Annotated in this window: 11 protein-coding genes and 1 pseudogene; 3 read left to right on the forward strand and 9 right to left on the reverse strand. The window is 71.8% G+C overall.

The window, feature by feature from the left end; genetic code table 11:
* Positions 1-121: 121 nt before the first annotated feature.
* Positions 122-817 (reverse strand): restriction endonuclease, encoded by a 696-nt coding sequence (locus tag KN815_RS35910; RefSeq protein WP_216346039.1) that lies wholly within the window; start codon positions 815-817, stop codon positions 122-124.
* Between the two features lie 333 nt (positions 818-1,150).
* Between KN815_RS35910 and KN815_RS35915 the strand changes: the two genes are divergently transcribed.
* Positions 1,151-1,813 carry an ATP-dependent Clp protease proteolytic subunit gene (locus tag KN815_RS35915; protein WP_216346029.1) on the forward strand — a complete coding sequence of 221 codons (663 nt, stop codon included), beginning with the start codon at positions 1,151-1,153 and terminating at the stop codon, positions 1,811-1,813.
* Position 1,814: 1 nt separating this feature from the next.
* A complete protein-coding gene (locus KN815_RS35920; protein ID WP_014060295.1) occupies positions 1,815-2,420 on the forward strand; it encodes a ClpP family protease in 606 nt (201 codons plus the stop codon).
* A gap of 207 nt (positions 2,421-2,627) precedes the next feature.
* On the opposite strand, the pseudogene KN815_RS35925 reads toward KN815_RS35920, so the two are convergent.
* Positions 2,628-3,116: pseudogene (locus tag KN815_RS35925) on the reverse strand (helix-turn-helix domain-containing protein); the annotation flags it as partial.
* A 247-nt stretch (positions 3,117-3,363) separates the two neighbouring features.
* Entirely contained in the window at positions 3,364-3,999 is a 636-nt protein-coding gene (locus tag KN815_RS35930) for a histidine phosphatase family protein (RefSeq protein ID WP_216346031.1), read from the reverse strand.
* A 475-nt stretch (positions 4,000-4,474) separates the two neighbouring features.
* Here KN815_RS35930 and KN815_RS35935 point away from each other — a divergent pair, with 475 nt between their 5' ends.
* Positions 4,475-5,257, forward strand: coding sequence for an alpha/beta fold hydrolase (locus KN815_RS35935; protein WP_216346032.1), 783 nt, complete (start codon positions 4,475-4,477; stop codon positions 5,255-5,257).
* Here KN815_RS35935 and KN815_RS35940 read toward each other — a convergent pair.
* The 6 genes from KN815_RS35940 to KN815_RS35965 form a co-directional block, all read right to left on the reverse strand.
* Positions 5,241-5,939: a lytic transglycosylase domain-containing protein gene (locus KN815_RS35940; protein ID WP_216346033.1), complete on the reverse strand. Its 699-nt coding sequence runs from the start codon at positions 5,937-5,939 to the stop codon at positions 5,241-5,243. The genes KN815_RS35935 and KN815_RS35940 overlap by 17 nt on opposite strands.
* An 84-nt stretch (positions 5,940-6,023) precedes the next feature.
* Positions 6,024-6,713, reverse strand: coding sequence for a DedA family protein (locus KN815_RS35945; RefSeq protein WP_216346034.1), 690 nt, complete (start codon positions 6,711-6,713; stop codon positions 6,024-6,026).
* Positions 6,714-6,930: 217 nt separating this feature from the next.
* The gene (locus tag KN815_RS35950) at positions 6,931-7,413 is read right to left on the reverse strand and encodes a DoxX family protein (RefSeq protein WP_216346035.1); all 483 of its coding nucleotides are present in this window, start codon (positions 7,411-7,413) and stop codon (positions 6,931-6,933) included.
* 139 nt (positions 7,414-7,552) lie between these two features.
* The gene (locus KN815_RS35955) at positions 7,553-9,580 is read right to left on the reverse strand and encodes an FAD/NAD(P)-binding protein (protein WP_216346036.1); all 2,028 of its coding nucleotides are present in this window, start codon (positions 9,578-9,580) and stop codon (positions 7,553-7,555) included.
* A 148-nt stretch (positions 9,581-9,728) separates the two neighbouring features.
* On the reverse strand, positions 9,729-11,513 hold the full coding sequence (locus KN815_RS35960; protein ID WP_216346037.1) for an alkaline phosphatase D family protein: 1,785 nt from the start codon (positions 11,511-11,513) through the stop codon (positions 9,729-9,731).
* A gap of 153 nt (positions 11,514-11,666) precedes the next feature.
* Positions 11,667-12,335 (reverse strand): HNH endonuclease family protein, encoded by a 669-nt coding sequence (locus KN815_RS35965; RefSeq protein WP_216346038.1) that lies wholly within the window; start codon positions 12,333-12,335, stop codon positions 11,667-11,669.
* Positions 12,336-12,598 lie beyond the last annotated feature (263 nt).

Here is a 12,598-nt window from a genome sequence, read left to right on the forward strand (position 1 = left end):
TGGCCCGCATGGCCCGCATGGCCCGCATGGCCCGCATGGCCCGCATGGCCCGCATGGCCCGCATGGCCCGCATGGCCCGCCGGACCGTGATCGGCATGGGTCGGTCGGCTGGGCCGGGAGCTTATCGAGGGCTGTTGTGGCCTGGGCCGGGTGGGCCGGGTCGGCTCTGCGGTCGCCGATCCGCCGCGGGGCGGGTGGTCGCGCTCCGGCCGTCCCTGGGGCTTCGTGGACTACGGCGGCCGTCGCCCGCGCCGTTGAGCGGGATCAGCGACTCCAAGGTGGAGCCCCGCACCCAGGCGCCGAGGAGGTTCCGGTGCATGGCGACGATCTCGTGCTTCACCGCGAGCCTCTCCGCGTCCCGGGTGAAGCCGCAGGTGGCGACGAACACCGCTACGTCCGCGGCGTGTTCGGCCTTCGCGGTGCCGAGGAACTTCTGCATATCGCCGCTCGGCACGGTGCGATGGGGGGCGTAGTGCTTGCACTGGATCACCAGTCGGCGTCCGTCCGGCATCCGGCCGACGACGTCGGCGCCCAGGTCGCCCGACTTCCCGGAGACGACGACCTGGGTGCAGCCGTCCCGGCGGCACAGCTCCGCGACGTACCGTTCGAACCGCTGCCAGGTCATGGCGTCGACCTCGGCCATGGACCGCTCACGTGCCGCGTTCTCCTCCTCGGTCTGCCAGGCGCGGTGCTCCGCCACGGTGCGCAGATGCGTTCGCCGCAGCCACCAGGCGATGCCGCCGAGCAGTCCCACGAGGACCAGCCCGACGATGTACGGCCACACGGTCTTCCAGGCCAGGGCCAGCGCGAGGACCATCACCGCGCCGCCGCTCCAGGCCGTGCGGCGCTGCCGTGCCCTGGCTCGCCGTAACGCCGCTTTACGCCGCCGTTGCCATGGCCGTTGCCCTCGTCGTAGCCCCTGCCGTCGTACGGCCATCGCGCCCGCCCCCTGTCGGCTCGTTTCCCGGCAGTCTCGGGAATGGCGGGACCGGCCCGCAAGACCGCCTTATGGGCCGCCGGACCTGGTCTGCCGTGGGCGAATCTGCCGCGGGCCGAGATTCCTTACCGCGCAAGCGAATTGGGGCGATGGTGAAGGGACCGCGACGGTGTGGGTCGCGGTACTCACAGGCGGCACTCACAGGGAGGTCCGATGGGAACATTCGGAGCATTCGCCACCGGCTGGGAGCCGGGAACGATTCCGCGAGCCGCGGAGGGGGAAACGGCTCCCACGCGGTTCGACGATCACCTTGCCTCGCAACTGCTGACCCAGCGCATCGTCTTTCTGGGGACGCAGGTGGACGAGGTGTCCGCGAACCGGGTGTGCGCGCAGATGCTGCTGCTGTCGGCCGAGGATCCGCGGTCGGACATCAGCCTCTACATCAACAGCCCGGGCGGTTCGGTGACGGCGGGGCTGGCGATCTACGACACGATGCGGCTGATTCCCAACGACGTGTCGACGCTCACCATGGGATTCGCCGCGAGCATGGGGCAGTTTCTGCTCACCGTCGGAGCGACGGGAAAGCGCTACGCACTGCCGAATTCCCGCATCATGATGCATCAGCCGTCCGCCGGTATCGGCGGGAGCACGGCCGATATCGCGATTCAGGCCGAGAACCTCGAATTCATGAAGCGGTCGATCGAGCGAATCACGGCGGAACACACCGGACAGAGCGTGGAGACCATTTCGCGCGACGGCGACCGCGACCGGTGGTTCACGGCGGAGCAGGCGAAGGAGTACGGAATGGTCGACCGGGTGCTGGAGTCGCTCGCGGACGTACGGCCGGCCGGTGCGCGACGCAGGATGGGGATCTGACATGGGGCAGTACACGATTCCGACGGTCGTCGAGCGCACCACGCAGGGGGAGCGGGCGTACGACATCTACAGCCGGCTGCTGTCCGAGCGGATCATCTTCCTCGGCACGGAGATCGACGACGGCGTGGCCAACGTCGTCATCGCGCAACTGCTCCACCTCGAATCGTCGAGCTCGGAGCAGGAGATCGCGATCTACATCAACTCACCGGGCGGCTCCTTCACCTCGCTGATGGCGATCTACGACACGATGACGTTCGTGTCCGCGCCCATCTCGACGTTCTGCGTAGGGCAGGCGGCCTCGACCGCGGCGGTGCTGCTGGCCGGGGGAGACCCCGGGCGGCGGTTCGTACTGGAGCACGCCCGGGTGCTGCTGGGGCAGCCGGTGAGCGGTGGTCAGCAGGGCACGGTCTCGGACCTCAGCCTCCAGGCCAAGGAGATGCTCCGGATCCGCTCGCAGGTCGAGGAGGTGCTCGCCCGCCATACGCCCCACGACGCCGCCACACTCCGCGCCGACATGGACCGCGACAAGGTCTTCACGGCGCGGGAGGCGGTGACGTACGGGCTCGCCGACGAGGTGCTGAGCCGACGGGCGGGCAGGGGGTTCTGAGGGGCGGACAGCGGGTGTCCCGGAAGCGGGGCGTCAGGCGGCGGTGTCTCAGGCGGCCAGCCGTACCTCGCCCTGCCGCCCCGCGTGCCGGGACCCACGGTCCGTGACGGAGGTGACGGAGGTGACGGAGGCGTCGGAGGCGTCGTAGGTGACCGAGGTGACCGAGGTGACCGAGGTGACGGACGTGAGGGACGCGACCGACACCGCCGCACCGCCGCGCCGCCGCCGCGGGCCGGAGACGAGACGGATCAGCTCGCCCTGGGCCATGGCGAGGAGGTCGGCGAGACTGAGCCCGAGCGCGCGGGCGGCGGCCGCGAGGACCTCGGACGACGCCTCCTTGCGGCCCCGTTCGAGTTCGGAGAGGTACGGCATCGAGATCCGGGCCGCCTCGGCCACGTCCTTGAGCGTGCGCTGCTGAGCGAGCCGCTCGCGTCGCAGCACGCCCCCGACGAGATCCCGCAGCAGGGGCTCCTTCACCGGCTCCCGGCCGGGCTGCTCCCGCCGGATCGGGCCGTCAGGGACAGCCGGGACAGCCGGGGCCGCCGGGGCCGCCGGGGCCGCCGGAACGGCGGGACCCGCCGCGGGGGCTCCGGCGGCTCCGGCGGCCCCGGTGGTGGCTCCCGTCCGGGGCACCGGGTCCGCGGTGGCCGGACGCAGGGGAATGACGCGGGCTCGGTTCGACGCGTGGCTGCTCACCCCCTCAGGGTAGGAGCGTCGCGCCCGACGGGAAGGGGACGGCGCTCTGCCCTTGGCGAAGCGGTCATACGTTCGAGTGCCTCCCGCGGTTCGCCGCGACCCCGTTGTCAGTGCCCGGCTCTACCGTATGGCTGTCCTTATTCACGCTTGCTGGGCTGCTTGCGTACTCGGACACGGCGGGAGCCGGGCCCAACAGCGCGGGCCCGGCCCCCGGCGGAAAGCCGGAGGCCGGGGAGGGGTTCCGGGCTCAGGAAGTGATGCGCAGCTCCGGCGGATAGCCGGTCCAGCGCAGCGGCGCGGGCAGATGCGCCATGTCGTTGGAGAAGAGCACCGAGGGCGGTCGGCCGGGCGGCGGATAGCGGATGACCGTCAGCGCCGCGTTGCACTGGTTGAGGCCGAGCCAGCGCCACTTCGGGGCGTCGAGCGCGGCCCGGACCAGCCAGCCGATGAGGAAGTTATGGGTGACGACCAGCTCATGGCGGTCCTCGGGTCCGTCCACGGAGCCCGTGAAGCGCTCCTCGGCGGTACGGGCCAGCAGCGGGCCGCGGGCGCGCTCATCGGGTGGAAAGCCGTGGACGAAGTCGAGCAGGAAGTCGGCGGAGTCGGCGGGCAGTTCGGCCCGGTGGGGCGTGTACGGCACATAGTCCCCGGCCGGTTCGCAGACATGGGCGGGTACGCCGTCGAGCCGGTCGACGATCAGCCGGGCGGTCTCGGCCGCCCGGGGCAGCGGGCCGTGGTGGACCGCCGTCAGCGGGACGTCCCGGAGTCGCTCGCCGAGCAGCGCGGCCTGGCGGCGGCCGTTGGCGGTGAGCCCGTGTTCGTCCGGCGTGGCCTCGCCGTGGCGGGTCAGATAGAGATAGCGGGTGGCGTGGGTCGTGGTCATGGTCCCTGTCCGTCGAGAGTCGCTGGAAGGGACGGCCGGTGCGGGGCGGCGGTTCCAAATGCCTGGTTCCAGGCGCCCGGCGCCACGCCCGGCGTCCGTTCCCGGCGCCCCGTGGCCGTCGTTCCCGGCGGCACCGCCGGACGGATGTCAGGCGGGGACTGGGTCGGTAAGACGTCCAGGAGCCTGGTGGTCAACAGCTCGAGTGTGATCGGCGCACCAACTGTGGATCCGGTGAGCCGACCACGGTGACGGCGTCGGCCGGAACGCCAACACCGCCGCCAACGGCCTGACCGCGAACTACCCCTGGAAACCCCCGCTCCACGAACGACCACATGCCCGCGATACGGCCCCTCCACGGGTCGTATCGCGGGCACGCATATGCGCATCGGGCTTGCCCACCTCCGCGCGAGACGTCACCGTTGAGCCTCACGGGCACGCGCCGCGTCGCCCGTATTCGAATGGGACCGGAGGTGCCATGGGACCGATCGTTCCACCCCTCGTTCCACCGTATGAGACCGTCGGCGACGGGCCGCACCATGTGATGGCGGTGCACGGCTGGTTCTCGGACCGTGCCGCGTACGCCGCGATGCTGCCGCATGTCGACCGGCGCGGCTTCACCTATGTGCTGCCCGATCTGCGCGGCTACGGCGAGGCGCGCGACATCCCCGGCGCGTACACCACCGGCGAGGCCGGGCAGGATCTGCTGGCGCTCGCCGATCACCTCGGCTGGGAGCGGTTCTCGCTGGTCGGCCACTCGATGGGCGGGGCCGTCGTCCAGCGGGTCCTGGCGGCCGCTCCGCAGCGGGTCCGGCGGCTGGTCGGGGTCGCGCCGGTGCCGGCCAGTGGAGTGCCGATGGAGGGCGAGCAGTGGCGGCTGTTCGCGGCCGCCGCCGACCATCCGGAGAACCGGCGGACCATCATCGACCTCACCACCGGCGGCCGTCACCCGGCCGCCTGGCTTGATCTGATGGTGCGCCACTCGCTGGAGCACAGCGAGCCCAAGGCGCTCCGCGCCTGGCTGGACTCGTGGGCGCTGGAGGACTTCCACGAGGACATAGCCGGTGCCCAGGTGCCGGTCCGGATCGTGGTCGGCGCCCACGATCCGGCGCTCACGGCGGAGGTGATGCGGCAGACCTGGCTGCGCTGGTATGTCAACGCCGAGCTGGTGGAGCTGGAATGTGCCGGGCACTACCCCGCCGATGAGACTCCACAGGAACTCGTGCGCGCGGTGGAGGACTTCATCACGGCTGACGCGTAGCCGGCGGTGAGTCGCCGGGGGCGGTCGCGGACGGATCGGTGGAGGGCGGGGTGGAGGACGAGACGGACGGTGAGGCGGAGGCGCTGCTGGTGTGCTTCGCCTCGCTCCGCTGGTACCTCTCCTCGCTCTCCTGGTACTTGGGCAGCAGATCGTTCAAGATCTTGTCGACATAGTCCCGTGTCTCGAGGATCTTCGGGATGCCGCGGGCCCGAAGCACCGCGTTCGGCCCGGCGTTGTAGGCCGCGAGCGCGAGCCGGGTCGCCCCGACCGTGGTCCTGCTGCTCGGGATCACCTTGACCACCTCGTACAGATGGCACATGTAGCGGGCCTGCGAGGGGATGGCGTCGCGGGGCTCCCAGACATCGGCCTTGCCGTCGCCGTCGCCGTCCTTGCCCCATTCCTTCCAGGTGACCGGGGAGAACTGCGAAATGCCCTGGGCGTGACCGGAGTCCGCGTCCGGGCGCCAGCCGCTCTCCGCGTCGATCTGGGCGGCCAGCAGCGGCACGCTCAGCGGGGCACAGGTGCGCACCGCCGACTCCACGATGGGGCGCCGGTCCTCGGGCACCACCGGAAGCTCCGGTTCCGAGGGCGCGATGAGATGCCGTACGACGAGCACCGCGGCGACGACCAGTGCGAGCCCGGCGAGGAACGCCGCGACCAGTCCGGCGGCGCGGGTCAGCATGCCAGGGGCGGTACGGAAGGGGTGCGCATGCAGGGACGGTAGCGGGTCTCGCGGGCCGATCCGTAATCGGTCGCCGACACGGCCCTATCGGGCCTGGTGGGCCGGGGCTATCGGCTGTCCGGCGGGTGCCGCGGGGAGCGGACCGGCCGCGTCCGCGCCCGGACGCTTCATCACATACGCCGCCCCGGCGCCCGCCGCGAACAGCGCGAGCACCGAGACCGCCGTGCCCAGCCAGGTGGCGCCGAGCCACTGGCCGCCGACATAGCCGAGGGCCACGCTGTACGCCGCCCAGGCGAGCCCGGCCACCGCGGACCACGGCAGGAATTCCTTCACCTTCCGGTGGGCCGCGCCCGCGCTCAGGCTGACGACCGAGCGACCCGCGGGCGCGAAGCGGGCTATCACCACGAGCGGACCGCCACCGCGCACCAGCGCGGTGCCCAACTTCTCCTGGGCGGAGGTGAGTCGGCGGGAGCGGGCGATGGCGCGGTCGAGCCGGTCGCTGCCGCGCCAGGCCAGCCGGTAGGCGACCATGTCCCCGAGGACGGAGGCGGTCGCGGCGCACAGGATCAGCCCGAACATGGCGGGGAAGTCGGCGGCACCGGCCTGGCGCACCACGCCGACGGCGTCAACGGTGGTGCCGGCCGCCGCGGTGGCGGCGGTGATGACCAGAACTCCACTGGGCAGAACGGGCAGGAAGACGTCGAGCAGGACGGATGCCCCGATCACCGCGTAGATCCATGGGGTGTTGGTCAGCGACCCCAGATGTTCCAACAACGTTCTACTCCCGATCCCGGTCCCCCCGCTGCGCATGTCGCCGGGAAGCGGCAGGCGTCAGCCTGTAACAGCCATACAGCGTACGCCTGTGACTGACGAGGATAACGGTTAGGGGCGTGATGATGTTGTTCGAATCACGCCATGCGGGGCGTTCGGCCCCGCATGGCGTGATCGGTCAGGCGATACCGAATGCCGGTCGAACGCGGAGAAGCGACGCCTATCCGACAGTCGACGGCCGGCGCCCCGATTGGGGCGCCGCCTCGCTTGCGCGGGCCGAGCCGAATATCCGGTCCAGTGCCCAGGGGCCGGGGCCGGTGAAGACGAGCAGCAGCAGCGTCCAGCAGAACATCGCGGCGGGCTCGCCGCCGTTCTGAATGGGCCACAGCTTCTCGGGCTGGTGCTCATGGAAGTACGCGTAGGCCATCGAGCCCGAGGAGATGAAGGCCGCGCTGCGGCTGCCGACGCCGAGCATCACGAGGGCGCCGCCGACGAGCTGGATCACCGCCGCGTACCAGCCCGGCCAGGTGCCGGCCTCGATGGTCTTGCCGGTGCCCATCATGCCGCCGAACCAGCCGAGCAGCGACGAGGCGCCGTGGCAGAAGAAGAGCAGTCCGACGACGATGCGGAAGAGGGAGAGAACGTACGGTCTGGCGCCGTCGAGCGCCTCGCCGAGGGTGCGGGGGGTGGGGGAAGAGGGCATGGGAGGGAAGCTCCTTGCTCCTGGGGACAGGGAACAGCGGAGTGCCAGGTTAGGTTCCCCTCACCTTTTGTTGCAAGTTCAAGTTCATGCCATTGTCGGTGCCCCGGGGACCCCTTCATGACGCCCGAAAAGCCGCTCTTCAGAGCCTTGTCGCGCACATCGGGACACCTTCATGCAGGGTCTGTCCCGTATGCGCTACGCGCAGCGCCGCGCGTGCTACCGCGTCCGTGTCGCAGAGGGTGACGGAGTTCACGCCCGGCCGCGCGCCCGCGGCCGTCACCCAGTGGACTCCCTCGGTCGGCACGCCGATGGCGAACCGCCGCGGATGCGGGCGGCCATGGGCGTCCACCACCCGGTAGGGGGCGGTGGTGACATCGAGGCCGCCGGTCTCATAGCCCTCCACCCGATGCGGACGGCCCTGCCCGGTCTCCAGCAGATGGATCAGCAACTCATCGGCGGTCCGGCGCACATCGGGCTCCGGCAGCCGGGCCTCGATCAGGGTCGTGGCCACCACCGGCGGACCCGGCACCTCGGCCGACCGCGCGGCGAAACCAGCCCTTTCGGCGCCCGTCCCCGGGCTTTCCAAGGTCACTTCGAGCCGTGGGCCGAGAACCTCCAGGACGCCCGCCTCGATCAGCGCGGCCATCTCCTCGATCCGGCGGCGCGGCGGGCCGATCGAGAGAAAGGCGTTGAGCGGGGTGTACCAGCGGTCCAGATGGGCCCGGCGGGACGCCCCCGTCAGCCCGCCGTGGTCGACGATCTGCCGCAGTTCGTTGCGGAGGTCGCGCAGCACGTCGAGGGCCGCCTTGACCGGGCCCTCGACATTGCCCAGCCGGGCGTGCACCACATCCTGGTGGGCGTAGGTCAGCAGCCACCGCCGGAACTCCTCACGCCCCGTGAACCGGCGTCCGCGATACGGCTGGGAGACCGCGTCCCAGGACCAGCGCTCCGCGTCCGGTATGCCGTACTCCGCGAGCACGGCGGCCTCTTCGGGGCTGCCGTGCCCGGTGGCCAAAAAGTGACTCCGGAAACGTGCTGAGGCGAACGGGACGGGGGCGCCGGGCTCGGTCCCGGGCTGGGCATCGGAGGTCCCGGGCTCGGTCCCGGAGGTCCCGGGCCCGGTCCCCGAGGCTTCCGGGGCCGCCGGGGCGCGGGGATCGGGTGCCCGGAGGGCCAGCAGGGCCTCGTAGTAGACCGTCTCGGCCTCCTTGGCGACCAATGGCCATATCTCGGTGAGGAAGTCCGGCGGATCGCCGGAGTCCGCGCGCTTGCGGAAGTGGCCGAGCACATCGGGGGTCAGCAGCAGCGGGATGTGCCGGCCGCACGGCCCCTTCGCGTTGTCGCCCCGCGCGTGGTACGGGATGCCGCGCCGCGACCCCGCGTACAGCCGTGGCTCGCGCCCTGAGGGCCGGTAGACCAGACCGCCGCGCGGATGCGGTGCGAATGTGCCGCCCCGGCCCGCCGTCAGCAGCGCCATATGGTCGAAGAAGTTGAGGCCGAGACCGCGCAGCAGGATCGGTTCGCCCGGTGCGATGGGCGACAAGTCGACATCGGCGGGGTTGGCGGGCGGGTAGTAGCGCAGCCCGTGCCGCTCGGCGTGGGACGCGTACCGCCGCTCCGTGGCGTCGGTGGCCGCCGGCAGATGGCCCTGCGCCAGGACGACCGCACGCAGCCCCTCCAGACGGCTCCCGTCGTCCAGCGTCAGCATCTGCTCGCCGTCGGCCCGTTCCTCCAGCCGTACGGCGCGGGCCCGGTGCGTCCGGACCGTCACGGTCTCCGGCGCGCCCCGCACCACCTCGCCGAACACCCACTCCAGATAGCGGCCGTAGAGCGCGCGGCTCGGGTAGTCGTCCGGGCCGAGACCGGGCGCAAGGCCGCGCGCCGCGACCCATTCGTACAGGCTCGGCCCGGTCCGTACCGGTCCGCCGCATTCGACGCTGGCGTCGGTGAACAGGGTCACCTGCGAGGCCACGGTGTTCATCAGCAGCTCGTCCGGCTGGGCGGTGCGCCACACCCGTCCCGCACCGGGCGGCGAGGGGTCCACCAGGTGCACCGTCAGCGGGGTGCCGGGCGCCAGTTCCGGGGCGGAGGCGCACAGGCGCTCCAGCACGCTGGTGCCGCGCGGCCCGGCGCCGACGACGGCTATCGCGTGAGAGTCTCCGGCCAAGGTCGTGTCTCCCGGGGCAGATGTGTCGCAGGATGCGCGCCCATCATGCCGCCCGCTCCTCGGGAATCGACCTGGTCTCCGGAACGTACGGCTCCGTTGTGGCCTGTATCACGTGACGTACGGCGCGGAACGGTACCCAAGGGACCGGCTACCCGGCCCAGTCCGTCTCCAGGGCCGTCACCAGCCGGGCCCCGCCGCCCGCCGGGTCCGACTGCGCCTGGTCGAGCCGCAGATGGGCGCTGCGGCCCTGGAGGGTCAGCGTCATGAGCTGGTTGCCGAACCAGGGTCCGCCCGTCTTGTGCCAGGTCAAACGGGAGCCGGCCACCCGCCCATGGCGCCGGAAGGCCCGCCCCAGGGCGCGGCCCGCGGCGCTCCAGCCGAAGCGGAAGCCGAGCCGTATCGAGGCGTAGATGCTGTTGTGGACCGGCGAGCAGGTCAACTGCCGCACCTGGCTGCGGGGCGGCCGGGACGACCACCGCGACCAGTCCGGGGCGGCGACGTAGGCGTGGTGCACATCGCCGGAGAGCACACTGATCGTGGCCGGTGCCCCCGGTGCGCCGCCCACCTCGGCGATGGTGTCGGTGAGCGCGTCGAAGGACTCGGGGAACGCCGCCCAGTGCTCCAGATCGCCGCGCTGCCGCAGATCCTCGGCGATCCGCGCCCAGCGCCCACCGCGTCTGCCGCCGCACACCGAGGCGTTCCACGCCTCCACGTCATGCACGAAATGCGGCAGCAGCCAGGGCAGCGAGGTGCCGAGCAGCAGATGGTCGTAGCCGCCGAAGGTCCCGGGCCGCTCCTGGCCGGGGGCGCCGGGCTCTTCCTGGCCGGGGGTGCTGGGCTCTTCCTGGCCGGGGCGGCTGGGCTCTTCCAGACCGGGGTGGCCGGGCGTACCGCCCGCGCCCTCCATGGCCTGCTCGCGCACCCAGGCGAACTCCTTCTCGCTCAGCATCGCCCGCCGCCCCTCCTCCAGCACCCGCGCGGCGCGGGTGTCGACCATCAGCAGCCGGGTGCGGCCGAAGTCGCGGCGGTAGCTCCAGCGGGTGTACGACGGATCGGCGTCGGCGCGGGTGGCGAACTCCCGCAGCGCCTCGGTGCCGTCGTCGGCCGTGCGCACCTGCGCGTAGAGCGGGTCGGCGGCCAGTTCGGTGGGGGAGAGATTGCCCAGGTGCTGATGGACCCAGTAGGACATCAGGCCGCTCAGTATCCGCTCCCGCCACCACGGGGTGGCGCGCATCCGGCGCTGCCACGCCTCGCTGGTGTTCCAGTCGTCGATGACATCGTGGTCGTCGAAGATCATGCAGCTCGGGACGGTGGAGAGCAGCCAGCGCACCTCGGGGTCCAGCCAGGACTCGTAGTAGAGGCGGGTGTACTCCTCGTAGTCCGCGACCTGCTCGCCCGGCGGCTCGCTCAGATCGCGGCGGGTGGCCAGCCAGCGGCGGGTCTCGGCGGAGGTCTCGTCCGCGTACACCTGGTCGCCCAGCAGCACCAGCACATCGGGGCGCGGGCGCTCGGGGGCGCGGGCCAGCGCCTGGGCGAGGGTGTCGAGCGCGTCGGGCCCGACCGGGTCGTGCGAGGCGTCCGAGGGCGGCGCGGCCCACCGGCAGGAGCCGAAGGCCACGCGCACGGGCGCGTCCGTCCCCGGGGCGGGGGTGCGGATGGTGCTGTCGGGGAAGGGGGAGTCGGGCAGCGGCCAGACCTGCTCACCGTCGAGCAGCACCCGGTAGGCGGTCTCCGTGTCCGGCCGCAGCCCGGTGACCGGGACCAGGGCGTAGTGATGGCCGGCGATCTGCCAGGTGCGGGCGGTGCCGCCCGCACCGTCGGCGCACCGCACCTCGGCCTCACAGGGCCGGTCGGCCTCGACCCATACGGTCGCGCCGGTGCCGGTCTCCCAGTCGACCTGGCGCAGCAGTGGTCCCAGGCGCAGCCCGGCCATCCGGACCTCCTCCGTCGTTCTGTGATGTGCTGGTCATGCGTACGGTACGGAACGACGGAGAAGGTGCGGCGGTTCCACCCGGCGGTGCGCCGGTCAGAAGGCCGGTTGGTGGGCCGGTTGTAGACCGGTCGCTGGGCCGGTTGGTGTGCCGTATCAGCAGCCGTTGAGGATGCCGCTGAGCGCGGACTTCTCGGCCGAGTCGAGGCTGAGCTTGTACGTGTACTTCACCGAGACCCACATGCGGGCGTACATGCAGTGGTAAGCGGTCCGGGGCGGCAGCCACTCGCCGGGGTCCTTGTCGCTCTTGGACTGGTTGACGTTGTCCGTCACGGCGATGAGCTGGGAGTGCGTCAGGTCGTTGGCGAACGCCTGGCGCTGGGCGGTGGTCCAGTTGTTGGCGCCGGACTTCCACGCCTCGGCGAGTGGGACCATGTGGTCGATGTCCACGTCGCTGGCGGCGGTCCAGGTCGCGCCGTCGTACTCGGAGTACCAGGAGCCGCTGGTGGCCTTGCAACTGGAGTCGGTCTGGACGTTCTTGCCGTCGCGCTTGAGGACCTCCTCGCGGGTGTCGCAGGAACCGCTCTGGGTGATCCAGTGCGGGAACTTGTCGCGGCTGTAACCGTCGGTCGTGCCCTCGGCCTTGACGGTCAGCGAGGCGAGCTGGGTGCGGGCGGTGGCGGCGCTCGGCGGGGCGGGCGGGGAAGCCTGGGCGGTGGGCCCGCTCATGACGATCGTGCCCAGCAGGGCGACGAACCCGCCGAAGACGGAGGCGCGACGCGCGTAGACGCGACGGCGAGTGGGATGACGGTGCATGTCTGACATGCGAACTCCCTTGAGGGTGGGGGGTCGTTGGCCGCTGGATGCCCGGCCATGCTTGCGGCGCCGGGTTGCTGTGGGGTGGGCGCCAGGTAACAGGGTGACGACGCGGTCATGTCAACGCAAGGGGTGCTGTGGGGCAGTTGATGCCACGCACCCGCCCCGGCGCGGCGGTCGCGCGTTCGCGATGCGGTCGCGTATCGCGTGCGCCCGCGCTCGCGTCGGTGGCATCGCCGCCGGTCAGCGCCGCGCGCGGGGCGACACTCGCG

Source organism: Streptomyces niphimycinicus (assembly GCF_018883605.1).
Taxonomy (GTDB): domain Bacteria; phylum Actinomycetota; class Actinomycetes; order Streptomycetales; family Streptomycetaceae; genus Streptomyces; species Streptomyces niphimycinicus.